Source organism: Paenibacillus marchantiae, from assembly GCF_028771845.1.
In the GTDB taxonomy this organism is placed as follows: domain Bacteria; phylum Bacillota; class Bacilli; order Paenibacillales; family Paenibacillaceae; genus Paenibacillus; species Paenibacillus marchantiae.
The window spans coordinates 1,640,078-1,659,438 of record NZ_CP118270.1 but is presented as its reverse complement, the minus strand read 5'-3'; the positions used below and the strand labels follow the sequence as shown (position 1 = coordinate 1,659,438).

At 48.0% G+C, this 19,361-nt stretch carries 15 protein-coding genes and 2 riboswitches; of the genes, 1 reads left to right on the top strand and 14 read right to left on the bottom strand.

The annotated features are described in order from the left end of the window. Positions 1–33: 33 nt before the first annotated feature. Both PTQ21_RS07665 and PTQ21_RS07660 read right to left on the bottom strand, forming a co-directional pair. On the bottom strand, positions 34–1,551 hold the full coding sequence (locus tag PTQ21_RS07665; protein WP_274569360.1) for a HAMP domain-containing sensor histidine kinase: 1,518 nt from the start codon (positions 1,549–1,551) through the stop codon (positions 34–36). A 44-nt stretch (positions 1,552–1,595) separates the two neighbouring features. Next, positions 1,596–2,279: a response regulator transcription factor gene (locus tag PTQ21_RS07660; protein ID WP_274569359.1), complete on the bottom strand. Its 684-nt coding sequence runs from the start codon at positions 2,277–2,279 to the stop codon at positions 1,596–1,598. A 279-nt stretch (positions 2,280–2,558) separates the two neighbouring features. Here PTQ21_RS07660 and PTQ21_RS07655 point away from each other — a divergent pair, with 279 nt between their 5' ends. Next, positions 2,559–4,313, top strand: coding sequence for an alpha-glycosidase (locus tag PTQ21_RS07655; protein ID WP_274569357.1), 1,755 nt, complete (start codon positions 2,559–2,561; stop codon positions 4,311–4,313). Between the two features lie 147 nt (positions 4,314–4,460). Here PTQ21_RS07655 and PTQ21_RS07650 read toward each other — a convergent pair whose 3' ends face one another. The 12 genes from PTQ21_RS07650 to PTQ21_RS07595 form a co-directional block, all read right to left on the bottom strand. Continuing rightward, positions 4,461–4,973 carry a PadR family transcriptional regulator gene (locus PTQ21_RS07650; RefSeq protein WP_063566211.1) on the bottom strand — a complete coding sequence of 171 codons (513 nt, stop codon included), beginning with the start codon at positions 4,971–4,973 and terminating at the stop codon, positions 4,461–4,463. A 118-nt stretch (positions 4,974–5,091) separates the two neighbouring features. Then, entirely contained in the window at positions 5,092–6,309 is a 1,218-nt protein-coding gene (locus tag PTQ21_RS07645) for a YhgE/Pip domain-containing protein (protein ID WP_274569356.1), read from the bottom strand. A 256-nt stretch (positions 6,310–6,565) separates the two neighbouring features. Further along, complete coding sequence (sdaAA, locus tag PTQ21_RS07640; protein WP_064642635.1) at positions 6,566–7,510, bottom strand: L-serine ammonia-lyase, iron-sulfur-dependent, subunit alpha; 945 nt, start codon at positions 7,508–7,510, stop codon at positions 6,566–6,568. Beyond that, positions 7,500–8,189, bottom strand: a complete 690-nt coding sequence (gene sdaAB / locus PTQ21_RS07635; protein WP_064642637.1) for an L-serine ammonia-lyase, iron-sulfur-dependent subunit beta — start codon at positions 8,187–8,189, stop codon at positions 7,500–7,502. Before sdaAB ends, sdaAA begins: the two co-directional genes overlap by 11 nt. Positions 8,190–8,300: 111 nt before the next feature. Next, positions 8,301–8,444, bottom strand: a riboswitch (glycine riboswitch). A gap of 4 nt (positions 8,445–8,448) precedes the next feature. After that, a riboswitch (glycine riboswitch) is annotated at positions 8,449–8,572 on the bottom strand. Positions 8,573–8,909: 337 nt separating this feature from the next. Then, positions 8,910–10,187 carry an MFS transporter gene (locus tag PTQ21_RS07630; protein WP_274569354.1) on the bottom strand — a complete coding sequence of 426 codons (1,278 nt, stop codon included), beginning with the start codon at positions 10,185–10,187 and terminating at the stop codon, positions 8,910–8,912. A gap of 29 nt (positions 10,188–10,216) precedes the next feature. Further along, entirely contained in the window at positions 10,217–11,308 is a 1,092-nt protein-coding gene (locus tag PTQ21_RS07625; RefSeq protein WP_274569353.1) for a phosphotransferase enzyme family protein, read from the bottom strand. Positions 11,309–11,535: 227 nt separating this feature from the next. Further along, positions 11,536–12,291 (bottom strand): phosphate ABC transporter ATP-binding protein PstB, encoded by a 756-nt coding sequence (pstB, locus tag PTQ21_RS07620; protein ID WP_063566217.1) that lies wholly within the window; start codon positions 12,289–12,291, stop codon positions 11,536–11,538. Between the two features lie 12 nt (positions 12,292–12,303). After that, positions 12,304–13,191, bottom strand: coding sequence for a phosphate ABC transporter permease PstA (gene pstA, locus PTQ21_RS07615; RefSeq protein ID WP_063566305.1), 888 nt, complete (start codon positions 13,189–13,191; stop codon positions 12,304–12,306). A gap of 2 nt (positions 13,192–13,193) precedes the next feature. After that, complete coding sequence (gene pstC / locus PTQ21_RS07610) at positions 13,194–14,129, bottom strand: phosphate ABC transporter permease subunit PstC (protein ID WP_063566218.1); 936 nt, start codon at positions 14,127–14,129, stop codon at positions 13,194–13,196. 115 nt (positions 14,130–14,244) lie between these two features. After that, positions 14,245–15,168, bottom strand: a complete 924-nt coding sequence (locus PTQ21_RS07605; protein ID WP_063566219.1) for a phosphate ABC transporter substrate-binding protein — start codon at positions 15,166–15,168, stop codon at positions 14,245–14,247. 546 nt (positions 15,169–15,714) lie between these two features. Next, on the bottom strand, positions 15,715–17,007 hold the full coding sequence (locus PTQ21_RS07600) for an arsenic transporter (RefSeq protein ID WP_090810194.1): 1,293 nt from the start codon (positions 17,005–17,007) through the stop codon (positions 15,715–15,717). Between the two features lie 189 nt (positions 17,008–17,196). Continuing rightward, complete coding sequence (locus PTQ21_RS07595; protein ID WP_274569350.1) at positions 17,197–19,293, bottom strand: methyl-accepting chemotaxis protein; 2,097 nt, start codon at positions 19,291–19,293, stop codon at positions 17,197–17,199. Positions 19,294–19,361 lie beyond the last annotated feature (68 nt).

Here is a 19,361-nt window from a genome sequence, read left to right as displayed (position 1 = left end):
CCTTCCAAGGTTAAAGCTGAAGTCGGCTGAAGTTTAAGTTTTGTTTAAAAAAAGGTACGGCCTTGATTTCCCAGCTCCTCCGCCGCTATAGAGGCATACCCGCAATCCATTCTCAGAGCTGTCTACCCTCTTCCGCAGCCCCATCTCACGAATCAGCAGATCCACGATGGATAACCCCAGACCTGTTCCCTTGGTATCCGAATCTTCCTGCAATCCTGGGCCCCTATCCTGAATAACAAGAGCCTTCTCCCCATGGATCTGTTCTGTCGATATGCCAATATATTTTCCACTCGCTGCATGACGGATGACATTCTGAAACAGGTTATCGAGAACACGACGTAATCCCTGCTCATCCACCTGCCAGATCAACGGTTCTTCCGGCAGATCGATATCAATCTCAAACTGCTCTTTCTCCCACACGGGATACCAGGCCGCTGCCGTTTCTCTGACGATTCGCAGGACGTCCTTCTGTTCCAGCTTCAATGTATATTTTCCGCTGGTGAGCAGGTTGTACGATAACATGTTATCGATCAATCCGCTCAAATCATCCATCTTGGCTTCCATACGACGCAATGAAGTATCCGCAGCCGTGCTTAGTGGTTCTTTGTGAAGGGAATGCATATGTCCACGGATGACGGTCAGCGGTGTACGCAGATCATGCGACAATCCCGCGACAAGACGTTTGCGAAGCTGCTCTTCCTCCCGCTCCCGGTGACGGCTGTCTGTCAACTGATGCACCATTTCGTTGAACGATTCCTCCAGATGTCCAATCTCATCCGATCTGCGAATCTCCACAGGAAGGGGAATGCCTTCCTTACCCGGAGTGATCATCGCCGTCTGGAGCCGGATGAGCCGCTTGCGAATTCGCGCAAAGAACAGGATCGACATGATGATAAATAACAGGAAGATGATCATCATCAATCCACCCAAATACAAAAGTTCCATAGGCCAGTTGTTCTGTGGCTTTTGCAAAAGATACCTTGGAACCTCAATCACCATAAACCCTTGTCCCTTGTCTTCACTATCTCCACCCACAAAAGAAACAACCGTTAGCGGATCACGATAGGAGGCTTCCTTCATAAATTCCAGGGAGCTGTTTGCATTCCATATCGAAGGAATCCGGGTCTCTGTATTCGGATGATCCAACGTCCATTTCAATGTCGTCATTGTTGTTCCATCCACGGTGGACTCCGATACATCAACGTCCTCTCCAGCGAGAATAAATGCCGTTTCACCGTTTTGGTCCACACGGTACATCGAAGATTTGGGATATTTCCGGTGCAGCTGTTCCATACGTTGATTGATTTTTTCAGATGTCGCCCCATCCAACTTCTCGGATTCCCGGGTCCACAGGTTGCTAATTTTCGTGCTATCGCCATAAGGTGCCGTATTGTCTTTATTTGTATTGTTCACCACCACCACATAGATAATAGATGTAATGGGGAGAACGACCGGCACAAACAAAACCGCTGCCAAGATCAGGAGAATATATCGGGACATCAAGGTCCGTCCAAAACGCATTTTCCGTTTGCCTGGAAGGCTACGTTTCACTCCCTTATTCCTATCGGATGGATCGCGCATCGTCGCTTTTCTTCTCATGGCTTCTTCACACGATACCCAACACCACGAACGGTTTGAATGATGGTTGGGTTCGCCGGATCACGCTCCAGCTTCTCGCGCAGATGCCGGATATGTACCATTAATGTCTTGTCCCCGTCCAGATAAGACTCGTTCCAAACGGCTTCGTAGATCTGTTCCTTGGTTCGAATCATGCCCATATGCCTGAGCAGGTAGGCGAAGATATGAAACTGTTTGCCCGATAAAATAATTTCTTCCTCTGTCTCCTCATTCACGATCCGGTGATCCTTCTCGTAGATGGACAAGTGGTCCAGTTTTACCACGGTATCGGCCGAGATCGCTGTCCCTGCCTTCCGAAGCTGGACCTCAATCCGTGCGGCAAGTTCATCGGGATGGAATGGCTTGGTTACATAATCATCGGCAAAATCAAGCCCATGCAGCTTATCGTCAATGGACGTTCTAGCCGAGAGCATGACAATGGGCACTTCAGGATGTTCCTTTTTGAGTCGCTGTCCTACCGTAAATCCATCCAGTCCCGGCAGCATGACATCCAGAATAACCAACGAGCAGCCCCCGGCAGCTTCAGCCGCACCTTCACCACTTCCGAGCCATACCACCTCATATCCACGCTCCTCCAAGTCGGCCCTAACCCATGTGGCAATTTCCGTATCGTCTTCAATGTATAACAGTTTCGTTTTCATGCGCGTATTCGTTTCCTTTCTGCACCCTTTGGGTTAATTATATATTTGAAACATAATGAAGTATTTTGTTTATATAAAATGTACGAATGATGATCACACGACCATGGATATCCTTTTATTTTAAATTATACCTTAATCATCCGCTTCGCATAATTCATGCAGAGATTGAGAGGTTGATTCAACAACATAAGCATGTGGCATTCATCCCGAGATTGATTTGCATCGAATGCAGCTACTTGCTCACATACTACGTGTGTATACGACGGGAGGAGATTCAACATGCTGCTGGAAGCCATCTATCATCAACCAAAACGGAACTGGGCCTATGCCTATGATAAGGATACCATTCGTCTGCGTCTGCGTGCCAAAAAGAATGATCTCACCGAGGTACATGCCCTGACTGGGGACAAATACGCCTGGGATCGCACCAAAGAGCTGGTTCCTTTAACCAAATATACATCCGATTCCATGTTCGATTATTATGAGGGACAAGTAAAGCCTCCATATCATCGACTGAAGTATTCCTTCCTGCTGAAAAGTGGCACAGAACAGATCTGGATGACCGAAACGGATTTCCAAACGCATGAACCCGACGATCCTGGTCACATGTTCCAGTTTCCGTACATCCATCCCGGAGCTGTATTTACACCGCCTGCATGGGTGAAGGATGCGATCTTCTATCAGATCTTCCCTGAACGATTCGCAAATGGCAACCCGAACCTTGATCCAGAAAAAGTGGAACCCTGGGGTGGTGAGCCGACCCCGTTTAACTTCTTCGGCGGTGATCTCCAGGGCGTCATCGACCATCTGGATTACCTTGAAGAGTTGGGCATTAACGCCATTTATTTCACACCAATCTTCGAGGCAACGACCAATCACAAATACGATACCGAAGATTATTTGCGAGTAGATCGGCATTTTGGTGATGCAGATACAGCCAAACGGCTTGTTGAGCTGTGCCATGCACGCGGAATCCGGGTGCTATTGGATGCGGTGTTCAATCATTCTGGGAAGACGTTTGCGCCGTTTGTGGATGTGCAGAAGAACGGGGAGAAGTCCAAATATAAGGACTGGTTCCATGTGCATGAATTCCCGCTGGACGTGAAGGATGGCATTCCTACGTATGAAACATTCGGATTCGAAGCCCACATGCCGAAGCTTAACACGGAAAATCCCGAGGTGAAGGCGTATTTGCTGGAGGTCGCCGAATACTGGATCAAGGAAGTGGGCACCGACGGCTGGCGGCTGGATGTCGCGGATGAAGTGGATAATGCGTTCTGGCGCGACTTCCGCCGTGTAGTGAAGGCTGCGAATCCGGATGCCTATATCCTGGGTGAGGTATGGAATGAGTCCTCCTCCTGGCTGCAAGGTGATCAGTTCGATGCCTCGATGAACTATCCATTTACGGAAGCCGTAAATCGTTTTTTTGTAAAAGATGCCATGCACGCCGAACAGTTCGCGAACTCGATCGGTCGACAACTGTCCCGCTATGCGCTGCAAGCCAGCGAAGTGGCGTTCAATCTGCTTGATAGCCACGATACACCACGGCTGCTCACCTTATGTGAGGGTGACCAGCGGAAGATGAAACTGGCCGCGTTGTTCCAATTCAGCTATATGGGTGCCCCGTGCATCTATTACGGGGATGAGATTGGGCTGGACGGCGATCATGATCCCGGCTGTCGGAAATGTATGGAGTGGGATGAGACGAAGCAGGATCGCGAGCTGTTCACCTTTTATCAGAAGCTAATCGCACTTCGCCATGCCCATCCTGCCCTGCGTGCAGAAGGCAGCATTCGATTCCTGCAGGCCCGTGAAGGCGGAAGCCAGCTTGTGATGGAACGACAGGATGAGGAGGAGCGCATTCTGATCCTTTTCAATCGTTCGGAAGAAACAGCTATCGTGGAGCTCGAAGCGGGTGCCGGGGAATGGACGGAGTTATTTGGCGAGAATTATCGTACAGCCAAGGAAGAGGGAATTCTGGCCGTTGAGCTGCCAGCATATGGATATGCTGTACTAAGTACAGATATCGCGTAGCTTTTTCATATTGTTGTATCCTTGCAATTCCAACGCATTGAAAGCAACGCCGGATAAGCGCTCACAGACCTGTTACTGATCTGTAGAGCGCTTTCTGCGTTATGGATGGATCGTCAATTGATTTAGTGACACGGATACTATAGAAAGCTACTGAGGCGCGGTCAGCTGTTCCTTGAGCAATCGGATGGTAGCCTCATATTGCACAAGCCCCACTTGCATACACAAACGCTGTGCAGGTGAGATCTGTTCGCCAAATTGCTTCATCTGGCGCTGCAGCTCGGCATACAGCAACTCTTTACGATTCAGCTCCGACCGGACCCACCCTGCGACAGTATCTTCATCCGCCAGCTCTCCGAAATACAGACGCATCAGAAAATCAGAACGGAACACCTCTGCTTCCAGGGGACTCATCAAATAGGTATTGAACTCCGCAGACCCTTCCGGTGTTAAGGTATACACATTTTTGTCAGGTTTCCCTTCTTGTCTAACGGATTCCTTGGTTAACAACCCTGACTTTTCCATCTTCGCAAGTGTGGGATAAATGGTGCCAAAACTGGCATCGAAGAAAAATGAAAAATATTGTTCAAAGTACTGCTTGATCTCATATCCGGAACATGGCTGATTGTGCAGTATTCCGAGGATGACATGCTGCGTGTTCATCGGTGTACCGCTCCTTTCCAATTGCTCTTAACGTATCACATCCTCCCTTATACGTTCAACATCATCAGACGTTCACGGATTGGCTTATCCGGCAAAAGGGGGCTTATCGTTATCCATATTATCCACGATCAGGTGAAGGCAGGTTTCCAGTCAGAGCGACAGGTGTCGCAGCAGTCTTGGACTCCAAAGGTATGCCGGATTGTGCAGGACCTGAGCGTTTGATCCATGTGCACACCGCTCCCAAAACCAACGTCGCCGCTCCAATCACTACCAGAAGCAGAACATCATGACTAATTCCATCTCCGCCAAGCACCAGATTCATCATACCCTCCACCGCGTAGGTTGCCGGCAGATAATGACCGATCTGTTGATAGAAGTCAGGCATGACATCGCGCGGAATGGTTGCGCCTGATGACAACATCAGCAGAGGCAACAAGGCACTGTTTAACCATGCTCCAGCATTTCCAAGCAGCAGCAAGCTCAATTGCGCCACGAATAGAAAAGATAAAGTAATCAACAACTGAAATAGCCATAACATCCACCATCCATCTGCTGATGATACACCCATAACATGCATCATCCCTGCTCCAACGAGCGATACGATAAATGCAGCACCAACATTGATGATATTGCGCGCCCAAAAGCGTTCCCATTTTCCTGCCCTGCTACTGAGTTCACCAGAAACCTTTTGCAGATTCATGCCAAGAAGCATTGCACCTGTAAAGGTAGCCGTCACAATCAACATTGGTACCATGGAAAAAGCAAAGTTATGAACTGGATTCAGCCGTTCCACTTCTGCCTCCACACGGGAAGATAACCCCGCTGCCATCGCATTCGCCTGATCGTCAGCCATACCTGATTGATTCAGCACTCCCCGAATGCTATTTTGCTGTACTTCACGGTTCAACGTCGCTGTAACTTGTGCGGATACGGTCTGCATCACACTTTTTACGGTAGCCACATTGGATTCATTCATTACATACTTCACTGCCACCGGGCCCGACAAGTCTCCCGCCTGCTGCATGAAACCGGATGGAATCTCGATAATCATGTATACATCCCGGTCCGTTAACATCTGTCTGGCTTCTTCCATAGTTGCCGAAGGTTTAATCGCGAAATGAAGCCCCTCTGCAAGAGACTTTGCCACAGGCTCAGCCGCAGCCCCATCTTCATTTACGATGGTCACAGCAAGCTGATTCATCCGTGCATTTACCTGATCATATCCACTAAGCCAAATGGTATTAAAAAAAACCTGGAACAGTACTGCTGTAATTAACCCGACTACTGTAGCTCCATTTTTCAAAAACAGAAGACTCGTTTGAAAAACACTTTTCATGTTATCCATCTCCTTAATTTGTATAACTCATTCTCGATCTTATATATCGTGTTGATATATGACAATAAATAATATATCTAAACGATATATAAACGTCAATACCTTTTTATTTTTCTTTGTTGGAACAACAAAAAAGCCGATACGCTTCTTCACCAGGAAGAATTCGTATCGGCTTTTTTATCATAATGGTAGCAGATCATTACCGTTAATGATCAAGCTCCACGAATTAAATTCAGTTCATGTACGTTCATGCATGTTATGCCTTGGCTTCTGGTTCATTTTCAGCAGGAGACTCAGCTTCAATCTCAGGCTCCGCACGCTTCGCCTTTGGTTTAGCAAGCTTCTCCATCATTTTCCGTCCTGTCGGTGTTTGGGCAAGCCCACCTTGGGCCGTTTCACGGTGCCTGCTCGGCATCGCACTGCCCACTTCCAGCATGACATCAATGACTTCGTCAGACGGGATGGCACTTCGTACCCCGGCCAGCGCCATGTCGGCCGCAGCCAACGCAGTTACGGCACCCAGTCCGTTACGCACAATGCACGGAATTTCCACGAGGCCTGCGACGGGATCGCAGATAAGGCCTAGTGTATTTTTTAACGCGAGGCCAACCGCATGAACCACTTGCTCAGGCGTCCCTCCACGCAGCTCCACCATGGCTCCAGCGGCCATACCGATTGCAGAACCCACTTCAGCCTGACAGCCACCCTCGGCACCGGAGATAAATGAATTGTTGGCAATCACATAACCAATCGCTCCCGCACAGAACAGACCGTTCACCAGATGCTCGTCACTCCAGCCAAAACGCTCTTGGGAGCTTATAAACACACCCGGAATGATGCCGCAAGAACCGGCTGTTGGTGTGGCAACGATCCGGCCCATGGAGGCATTCACTTCCGATACACAAAGGGCATACGCCATGGCCAGTGCAGAAGCATCTCCAGAACAAGTCTCACCTTTACGAATGTACTCAGCCATTTTTTTGCCGTCTCCGCCAGTCAAACCGCTGCGTGATGTCGTATCTTCTGTCAGCCCTTTGTGTACAGCTTCCTTCATCACCTGATAGTAATCCGACATCTGCCGTACAACATCCGCTTCCGGGATATTCGTCTCCTGAACCTGCTCTTCGATCATCAGCTCGGCGATGGTTTTGGATTCTGCTGTACAGATGGTATTCAGTTCATGTAGATGTTTAAACCGCATCAGGCTCGACCCCTCTCTTCAAATCAATCACGCGAATGTCGAGCATATGATCCAGTGACCGCAGACGGTTCAACATCTCAGGATTCGGCACACCATCCATCTCCATCGCTGTTAATGCTTCACCATCCCGGGCTTTCCGATCCACTTGCATGTACCCGATGTTCACCCCAGACGAACTGATGGTGGAGGTTACGGAAGCGAGCACTCCTGCTTTGTCCGAATGGCGCAGTACAAGTGTGGGAAACTCTCCGCTGATCTGTACACGAAAATCATTCAATGCATGCACCGATACACTACCTCCGCCAATGGAAGCACCAATTAGTGAGCATTGACGGTCTCCATGCCACAGTTCAATCTTGACCGTATTCGGATGAGGAGCAGGCAGGCCGCTTGTAAAAAACTCTACCTCCATACCCACTTCCTCTGCATATTGTTCTGCATCCGGTATACGTGGATCATCCGTCACATAATCAAGCAGGCCACCGATTAACGCAAGATCCGTACCATGCCCCTGATACGTATCGGCGAACGAGCCATACAGTGTTAATCGAGCGCGTTCAGGCGTGCACCCCAGCCACTGACGGGCAATTCGCCCCAATCTTGCCGCTCCAGCCGTATGTGAACTTGATGGACCTGTCATGGACGGACCAATAATTGAAAAAACGTCTTTAAAACGCATCGCAAACCCTCCATTTATAATCGTCATTTTCATCCAGACGTACACCCATAATGTTCCTTTATTACTGAATGATGACATCAAAAAAGGACAGAAGAAGGCCCTAGGCCCTCTCTCTGTCCTCGATACCTGAGAGTTTCATGATAAGCAGCGCGGCGGATTGATGCAATCCCTGTATTCACAGGTGATGTCACCCTGCACACCGTGCTGCTTGACCATATACCCCTTGGGTGGCGCAGTTTCGCGCACTCTCCAGAGTTGCGTCCAACGATGGTACATTTACCTGAGAGATTAACCACTGCGCCGGGTGCGTAGCAGCTTGCTCCTTCGGTGCCCGACAGCTGCCATTTTACTCGACATGCCCAGGTCTCTCCCGCTCGCTATCATTCGCTGTATGGAACCATTCTGATCTTGTAACAGAACGATAATTGAAGTTTTTAATACTTTCTCATTAAGATTAATCGACCGGAAGATCAGTGTCAACAAACTTAACGATTTCTTTGTGAATATTTGCTTTTTTCCATTTTATACACTAAATAAATTAACGAACTGTAAACTTTCATCACATGAATGTGTTAATGCGTTTCATCTCGAAAGCGTATACATTGTTCATTTTCTATTAGTGACTATCAGTGTTTAATACTATTTATGTTATGTTCCACAGAACGGTTCGGGTATTCAGGCAACCTTTATTCTGTACTAGAATTGCCGTATTTCTGCCTGTCACCCCACCATCGCCTTGGGCTTCGATGGTTCATCGTAATACCTGCTTCGGGAAGGAAGCATACTCGTCACCCACAATCCCAACGCAGCCAGCAGCATAACCCCGGATACAACTGTATATACCATACGAAGTGACAACTGCTCGGCCACTACGCCTGCAATCAAAATGGAAGCCACCTGTAGCATACTTAACACTAGTCCAAGTACACTGCTCATTCGCCCCATCAGATCGACAGGGATATTATTTTGATAAAAGGTAACCAGGCCCGTATTCGCCAGTGCGGAGCACAGACCGAGCAAAATAAAGGCAACAGCCGCCAGCTCAAACGAGAATGAACGGGCGAACAGAAAATAACCCAGCGCAACCAGAAGTACACCGCCACCCATCATGTGACGGATCGGCAAATGTTTGGCGAACATCCAAACCAGCATGGAACCTGCCAAATAACCGATTCCGGTGATACTCATTAATGCTCCGTACTGTGATTCAGGCAGGTTCATCACCTGACGGATAAACACCACTTCCTGAGCATCCAGCGACATGCCGACCACCAGAATAATCTGGAACAGGGCATATATACCGACCACGTAGCCCGACTTTCGGCTGAAGCTCAGTACAGCTCTCCAATCCTGGGCAATCATCCGAGGTGTCAGTCTGCTTCCCGTCCCTATATTCTGTTCTCCAATGCCCAGTTTGGGAAGAAACATTAGAATCAACGCAGAAGCAGCAAAGGAAACCGCATTGGCATAAATGGCTGCCGCCGGAGATAAATAAATTAGCATCACTCCTGCAACTGCTGGGCCGGTAATGAATGCCCCTGAGCTGATCAGGGCTTGTAGGGAATTGAAGCGCTTGCGCCGTTCAGCAGGTACCAATCGGGTAATGTATACCTGAGAGGAAGGGACAAATATAGATGAAGACATGCTGATCAGAAACATCACTGCGTACATCATCCATAGGCTGGACATCAGTGGGAGCGCCGCCACCAACAATGCCCGTAGCATATCAGCACCAATCATCAGCTGTCGCTGATCATAACGATCAATCAGGCTGCCTGACCAAAACTTAGTGCACACCGAAGCAATCGGCGAGATAATCCACAACCCTGCGACTGCCGCTGGAGACTGTGTCATATTCAATACCATCAGGTTAATCGCCACAATATATATGAAATCACCCAGATTGGATATGCCCACTCCGCTAAGTAGCAATCCGACATGCTTCCAGCCACCAGACTGCCTCTTCGATGCAACTCTCTTTGCACGAATGTTCTTCATAGCGCTACCCACCCACTAGAAATCACAAATTATAACTCATAGAAAATACTCTCGTTCTGCAGATATGGTCTACAAAATTTGCTGCATATAAGAGGCATCCGCTCTTTCATCCATTCGTACCTGGACTCATTCTCCATCTGAAATGCAAAATAGCCGAACGTAAAGATCAGCATGAATCCTTCCATTAACCGAATATCACGTTTCGTCAGTGGTCCTGTCTGCTCCGTATATCCCGATAGGAAGACATCCCGTTCCTCCCGATTGAAAATCGTAGCCGCACCTCCGGCATCAAAGAGATAGTAGCCATAACCGTATAAACAAAAATCAATCATAGATATACCCTGATCCGTCACTAGCAGATTACCGCGGGTAATATCTCCGTGTATCACTCCCCATGTCTCGGCATTCTGCGGATACGTTTCGAGTTGCCCGTTAATGTTCTCAAACGTCTCACGAATCAGATCGAAATCTTCAGGAGTAAAGATACCACGTCTAACGCCTTCCTCCAATTGCTCCAACATGACCAGATTCTCTTTGATCGAGCCATAGGCTGGTCTTACTCCCATTTGCTCTAAGGCAGGGCTATCGTTATATATATCTGAGATGATCGCCTTATCAGCGTGCTGTTCACGGTCATTCGTCTGCTGCCCGCTTTCAGACTTCAGTGAACCCACCTGAGGCTCAGGAGCTCCCGTTGGTCGTCGTCCATATTGGTGCAACGTCTGCAACTGTACGCCCAAATCATGAATCTGCGCTGTTGTCAGACGTTCTCCCTGCTTAATATCCCTGCCCTCAATCCATTCCAGAACAGTACAACAGATCTCTTCTCCTGCTTCGTCCAACCAGACGGTGACCCACTCATCCGATGTATTGCGTACAGGAGTCTGCACCCGCAATGGTCTGGCAGCCCGTAATTCATAAAGTAGATTCATCTCTGCTTCAAGTGCAGGTCGTGTATGCTGGATGCCCGTCATGCTTGCAAAAGCGGCTTTATGTATACGCAATAGGTACTTCTCTCCGGTTGATTCATCAACCACCTGATACGTTAGATTTTCATTATGTCGGATAAAGGAAATTGCAGGCTTTTCTATGGAATAATGCGAGATAATTTCAGTTGCCATGGTGTCATGGGCAATCTTATGGGTAGTTATGATCCACATCTCCTTCTCTTATCAAATTAAAGGTGGTGCTCACAAATATCGTAGCATGATTGTTTTTATTTTGGCAAACTATTCCATATGTAGAATGATGTAAAAAAGCATAACCCCCGAACGACCTCGCCCGAGTGTTATGCTTCCTTCTATCTCTATAAATCTATCTCGATCTCATACTCCATCCAATTTAACAGTTAACCGAAACGTCCCATAATATATTCTTGAGTCAGACGATTGTCCGGGTTGGTGAAAATATGTTCCGTATCCCCGTGCTCAATCATGCTTCCCAGATAAAAATAAGCTGTATAATCCGAGATGCGTGCCGCCTGCTGCATATTATGGGTAACAATTACGATCCGCAGCTCCTTCTTGAGCTCCGAGATCAACTCCTCCACCTTACCCGTTGATACCGGGTCAAGCGCAGATGCCGGCTCATCGAGCAGCAAAATCTGCGGATCAACCGACAACGCGCGGGCGATACAGAGCCGCTGCTGTTGCCCACCCGAAAGGGCCAGGGCAGATTCATTCAGTCTGTCCTTCACTTCGTCCCAGAGCGCAGCGCGACGCAAGCTTTTTTCCACAATTTCATCCAGTGCCTTCTTGTTCTTGATACCGCGGTAGCGGGGGCCAAACGCGATATTGTTGTAGATAGACTTGTGGAAAGGGTTCGGCTTCTGCCACACCATGCCGATCTTCTGACGGAGCTTGATCACATCTGTGCCCGGCTCATTCAGATCATTGCCATCCATCCAGATATGTCCCTCGGTGCGGGAACCGGCAATCTCGTCGTTCATTCGGTTGAGCGACCGCAGGAACGTGGATTTACCACAGCCGGATGGTCCAATGAGTGCCGTTACACTGGCTTCGGGAAAAGTCAGGCTGATCTGCTTAACTGCCTGAAAATGCCCATAATATATGCTTAACTGTTCCGTACCAAAAGGTATGGCCATGTTGGTTCCTCCTTATTTCGAAGCTGTCATGCGGCGGTAAACCACCCGACCGATCCAGCGTGCACTGAGATTGAACGCCAGTACGAGAAGTACAAGCACGGCTGAAGCGCCAGCTGCTACTTCTTTGGAATCCGGGCCAATGCCTTCACTGTTTACTTTCCAGATGTGCACGGCCAGCGTCTCTGCCGGACGCAAAGGATTGATTGGCGATCTTGGACTCGTTGGATTCCAGTCCGTGAAGTCCAGCGGTGGACTACTCATACCCGCTGTGAACATCAGGGCTGCTGCTTCACCGAAGATCCGGCCCGATGCCAGGATCGTACCCGTGATTAAGCTTGGCAATGCCACAGGCAGCAGGATGGAGGTAATAATTTTCCATTTGGACAATCCGAGTGCAAGACCCGCTTCCTTCTGCTCTTTCGGAACGGCCCGGAACGCTTGCTCCGTTGTCCGCACCATGAGTGGAAGATTGAATATAGCCAAGGCCATCGCACCCGATAATAAGGAGAATCCAAGACCAAATGTATTAACAATTAACAAGAGTCCGAACAAACCAATAACGATAGATGGGAACGAGGATAACACTTCGACAACGAGTCGAATAAAACTTGTGATCCGGCCAGGCTTGGCGTACTCAGCCATATAAATACCGCCGCCCCATCCGAGCGGAATCGTAATAATCAAGGTCAGAACAAGCAGGAATATCGAGTTGAATAATTGCGGTCCAATCCCGCCTCCACCTTTTAGCAGCTGTGGTGCACTGGTCAGGAAGTGCCAGTTAATCTGCCCAATCCCACGTACCAGAATGAAGCCAAGCAAACCGAGCAAGAGAACAACAATGAACAGCGCCAGAACAACGATAACGGATGTGGCAACTTTATCTACCGTTTTAGCCTTCATTTTCATACCCGGTTCCTCCTTTCAAGCAGGCGAACCAGAATGACGAAGACAAAGGTCATCACCAGCAGGACAAGCGCCATACTCCACAGTGCATTATTATGAACAGATCCCATCGTGGTGTTACCCATACTCAGGGTGATTACACTCGTTAACGTTGAAGCCGATTCGAGCAGTGATGTCGGTACATGTGGTGCATTCCCGATGACCATCTGTACGGCAAGAGCTTCACCAAATGCGCGTGCCATACCAAGTACAATCCCTGTCAGCAAAGCTGGAAGAACCGTCGGGATAATGACACGGTAGATCGTTTGCCAGCGTGTTGCCCCCAGTGCGTAGGACGATTCACGCAGACCTTTCGGCAGTGCTGACAGTGCATCTGCCATAATACTTGTTACGGTAGGCAAAATCATAACAGACAGAACCAAACATCCGGCTGCAATCCCGACGCCGGCTCCGCCAAACATGCTGCGCAATAAAGGAACGATAACACTGAGACCGATAAACCCGTACACAACGGAAGGAATACCGGACAGCAGCTCAATCGCAGGTTGCAATATCTTTTTACCTTTACCTGGTACAATCTCGGTCATGAAGAGCGCTGCACACAAGCTAAGTGGACTTGCAATCAGAGCTGCAAGCAATGTTGTTATGAATGAACCGGTAATGAACGGCAACGCTCCATAGGCAGCAGGTTCTCCCGTTGGATTCCACGTTTTTCCGGTTAAAAATTCGCGCATACTCACGCCATCCTGGAAAAAGGTCGACAAGCCTTTGGACGCTACAAAATAAACGATGGAAAACATGACAACGATCAGGAAAACGACACAAATCGACGTATAGATCCGTCCCGTCCACTCTTCCCAATAATGCTTCTCTCTCAAGGGCCGGCGCGGTTTCAACTTGTTGTTCATTACCGTTCCCCCTTCGGTCTGTTCCATAACAACCATCCTTCTATAGTAGAATTCATGCAAAATATGGGATTAATCCAGAGCAAACCGCGCAAAGAGGCAGGACCTGGGTCCGCCTCTCTCGCTGTATGCGCAAGTTCAAAGATTATTGAGTCACAGTGCCTGCTGCGTCACGTTTTACTTTCATGCCGGATACCGGGATGTAACCAAGCTCCGTCACGTCGTTTTGTTGAATTTCGTCACTCAGGATGTAGTCGAGGAATGCTTTTGTTGCTGCATCCGGGTCACCTTTGGTGTACATGTGCTCGTAAGCCCATACCGGATAAGTTCCTGCTTCTACGTTTTCAACCGTTGCTTCTACACCTTCGTATTTCAAAACTTGCAGGCTGTCATCCAGGTAGGACAGAGCCAAGTAACCAATTGCGCCCGGCGTTTCAGCTACGAGCTTTTTAACTGTACCAGAGGAATCTTCCTGAATAGAACCTTGGATATCTTCCACTTTTGTTCCCAGTGCAAAGTTCTCGAATGTTGCACGAGTACCGGAGCTGCTAGGACGGTTTACGATAACGATGGCTTGATCTTTACCGCCAACATCTTTCCAGTTTGTGATTTTACCAGAGAAAATGTCGATCAGTTGTTGCTTCGTCAAATCTTGTACACCTGCATCTTTGTTGCTTACTGGAGCGATGGCTACAACAGCCACTTGGTGATCTTTCAGTTCGCTTACTTTTGCTGCGTCATCGATTTTCTCTTCTGCAAATACGTCAGAGTTACCGATTGTAGCTTGTCCCTCGGATACTTGTGTCAAACCAGTACCACTACCGCCGCCTTGCACTTGTACCATCACGTTCTTATATTCATCAACTGCCATAAATTTTTGTCCAGCTTGCTCTACCAGAGGTTGCAGTGCTGTTGATCCAACAGCGAGAATGTTACCACTAAGTTCAGTAGCAGTTTCTCCTGTGGAATTATTGCTTCCCTCTGTACCAGCGTCATTTTTCGATCCGCATGCTGCGAGTACCAGTACGAACGTTAAGGTCATCAAAATGAACGGCAACTTTTTAAACATGTTTTGTTTTCCTCCCCCAAATTAGTGACGGCGATTTGCTTTTATTTTTGTTCACCATCAACTCTTTATTCATTGTAGTTGCGTTATGTCATCTCAAAATCAATGTTTTGTAAACGCAATGTTAAAAATGTTTACTGTGGATTGAAATACATCTGTGACAAATTGCGCTGAAGTGGCCGCTCCGGGAACGGACGTTGTTTCAATCGCTGTTATCCCCGGATTTATATGATTTACTTTTCTCAAGGAATACATCCGGGGATAAAGGCGAACGCTTCGCTTTTACACAATCGTTCCGTTCCCTGCGCTGTGTCAGCGCTGGTTGTGTCTCAGGCATTTTAATCCTCAGACTGGGGATGGCAAAAAAGAAGGCCAGCACTGTAGAAGGCTGGCCATTGTGTACATGCATAATGTAAAAAGAGAATTTGATTCTTCTATAGAAGAATCAAAAAAACTGCTTCATAGCTGGTAGGTAACACCAGCGTGTGAGAGCAGCTTTTTACAATAAGTTGGATCATATGATGATTGTTAATGTAAATTACGATTTTACTAACCCAGAATCCATAGCCATAACGCTAATCCGGCCAAGGTGATTAATAGTGTGGGAATGGTTAAGATGATGCCTGCCTTGAAATAATATCCCCATGTAATCTTTACACCTTTGCGGGACAGCACATGCAGCCACAGTAATGTGGCAAGTGAACCGATTGGCGTCATTTTGGGACCCAAGTCGGAACCGATCACATTGGCATAGATCAGCGCCTCACGCACAATACCTTCGGTGTGTGCACCCTGAATCGCCAATGCGTTAATTAACACGGTGGGCAGATTGTTCATTACGGATGACAATATCGCTGCGATCATGCCCATCCCCACTGAGGCAGCTAACAGACCATGGTCTGCGATGGCATCTAGCCAACGGCTCAAGTGATCGGTTAAACCGGCATTACGCAACCCATACACCACGATATACATGCCCACCGAGAACACGACAATGGACCATGGTGCTTCTTTAATCACGCGTTTCAGGTCCACAGCTTCGCTCTTTCTTGCCAATATGGCGAACAAAAGAGCTACGGCGCCGACGATAACCGATACGGGAATCGGCAAAAACTCACTGGAGGCATAGGCCACGAGCAGCAGCACCAGCATGAACCAGGCGATGCGGAACATCCGCGGATCACGAATAGCTTCCCGTGGATCACGTGCTGCAGAAATATCGTAGCGAAGCGGGATGCTTTTGCGATAAAACAAGAACAGCATCCCGGTACTCGCCACGATGGAAAAGAGATTAGGCACAATCATCCGCACCGCATATTCCACAAATGTAATACCGAAATAATCCGCAGATACGATATTCACCAGGTTGCTGACGACCAGCGGCAACGACGTTGTATCCGCGATAAATCCACTAGCCATAACAAAGGCAAGTACCATGCGCTCATCGAACTTCAATGCACGTACCATCGCGAGCACAATCGGGGTGAGGATTAGCGCTGCACCATCATTGGCGAAGAGCGCCGACACCGCCGCGCCGAGCAAAATGGAATAGATAAAGAGCCTACGTCCATTTCCTCCTGCCAACCTTGCCATATGAAGAGCGGCCCATTCGAAGAAACCTGTCTCATCGAGTATTAATGAAATCATGATAATGCCGACAAAAGCGAGCGTTGCATTCCATACAATGGATGCCACATCAGATGCATCGTTCAGACTGACAACACCACACATCAATGCTAGCAGAGCCCCACCCATGGCGGACCAACCAATACCTAATCCGCGTGGTTGCCAGATAACCAATGTGATGGTCAGGACAAAAATCAGAATTGCTACAAATGTCATAAAGCCTCCTGCGCCGCTGTATTCATCATGTTTTGGAGCATGATATGAGAATGGCCTGCCAGATATGATTACACTGCAATTATTGCGGATAAACCAGACGCTATAGTTATACAGGGCTGCAGGAGAAATGTCTATCTTTATTTCCTTCTAATTTCTATAGAAACTGAGATAAAAGATATCGCCTAATGGTCAGGACTTGTCCCCATCCTTCGGCGTGTCCTCCACCATTTTGAACATACCCAACAATCCTTGTAGTTGCTCCGCCATACTGTTCAGATGTGCTGAAGACGAAGCGATCTCCTCCACAGATGCCAGCTGTTCCTGTGAAGATGCCGAGACGGATTCCGTATTCGCAGCAGATTCTTGGGTCACAATCGAAATATCGTTCATTGCTTTGGCAACGTGGGAAGCACCATTCTCCAATTGCTTCGTTGTTTCGGACAAATCATCCAACGTATGAACAGCATCCTCTACAGCTTCCCGAATCTGTGCAAAGGATTGTCCGGACGTATTCACGGCCTGAATTCCGTCTCCAACCCGAGTCTGAGCTGCATTCATAGCGTTCAGGGCAGCATCCATATCCTGACGGATATTATGAACGAGTTGACCAATCTGCGCAGCCGAGCTTCCCGATTCCTCTGCGAGCTTCCGTACCTCTCCCGCTACAACTGCGAAGCCACGGCCAGCATCTCCCGCTCTTGCCGCTTCAATGGAAGCATTCAGAGCCAGCAGATTGGTCTGTTTCGAAATTGTGGCAATCACATCTACCATACTGCCGATCTCAACAGAGCGTACATTCAGTGACTGAACCACCGTCGCCAGCTGTTCCACCGTTTCTTGAATGCTATTCATCTGCTCTACTGCCTGACCTGCAGCCTCATTACCTGAATAAGCCGCTCCAGATGTATGCCGCATATTCGTTGTAATGGATTGCACTCGCTCAGACATCATGCGAACATCTTCCGCCATTTGGCTCATTTTTCCCGATCCATCCGTTACACTCTTCACTTGCTGCTCGGCACCCTCGGCAAGTTCCTGAATTGCCATCGTTGAATGCTCAATAGCTTTGGTTGTTTGATCCGCACTAGCGGACAATTCCTGTGAGGAGGCAGATACCTGCTCTGCTGTTTCCTGTACACCCAGAATCATCATGCGCAGATTGTCGACCATCCGTTCAAAGTACTTCGCCAGATCGCCTACCTCATCTTTGCGTCCTGTGTCCAATTTTACCGTCAGGTCGCCTTTGCTTACGGATCTGGCGGATTCCTGCAGACGTTTAATCGGACGCAGCATCGAACGTGTAAACCAGATAATGAAGATCAGAGTAAGTAATGTGGCAGCCAGGATAACGATGAGTGTAGCCATCCGAATGTCTTTACTTGCATTGGATACTTCGCTTTTGAACATTGTACCGCCAATTTTCCATCCAGTTTTCTCATTCGTAGAGAAAATCATGGTTTTGGGATCATCATTATAGATATAGCTGAACTCGCCTTCCTTGCTCTCGAACATTGGATCCAGCGTTGTTGTTTGTTCTTGTGTACCAGCTTCCACGACTGGGGATACGACATAATTTTTGTCTGCATCCAAGATGACGACATACCCTTCCTTGCCAACCTTAATGGATGCCTGTTTTTGAAGCTCTGTTAGATCCATGGACAAACCAATAACACCCGATTGATCATCAAGCGTTTTGGAGACAAAAACAACTGCAATGCCATCCGTGTTCTTGGATACAGGTGAAACTACTGGAGTACCTGGCTTCTCCATTGCAAGTTTGTACCATTCTCGTTCCCGGGGATCATAAGGTGACCCTTGTGAACTTCCCGCAGATTCCTTGCCACGGACCATGACTCCCTCTTTGGTCCCCACAAAGATATTTAAAGCATCCGGATGCAGTCCAAGATACTGTTTCAATTTCAGCTCAAGCTCAGGGCTTTCATTTTGTCCTTTAATCATGTCAGTTACAATCAAACTAGCAAAATAATTGATATCATGAACCTTCGCATCCACATGTGTCCCAATGATTGAATTCGTTGTGTCTACACTTTGTTTGGCACTGTCCATCAGTTGGTCTTCCACCGTATGATCAGCGATAATCAGCGTAACGATCCCAATGGTTAGACTCGGCAAGAGCAGAACCGCCAGGAAGGATACCAATAATTTGTTCCTTATGCTCCAGACGAAGCCTTTTTTCTTTTTGTTTTTCTTTTTCGGTTTATTATCTTTTGGCTTGGCTGGCTTGATTGCTGCCTTAACTTGCTCATTCCCCCGAATGTTCCCCATTTTGCTTCTCCCCCTCCAAATATAAATCTGCCCTTTTTCTTTTTTATGTAAGACCTCTCCAACCTAAT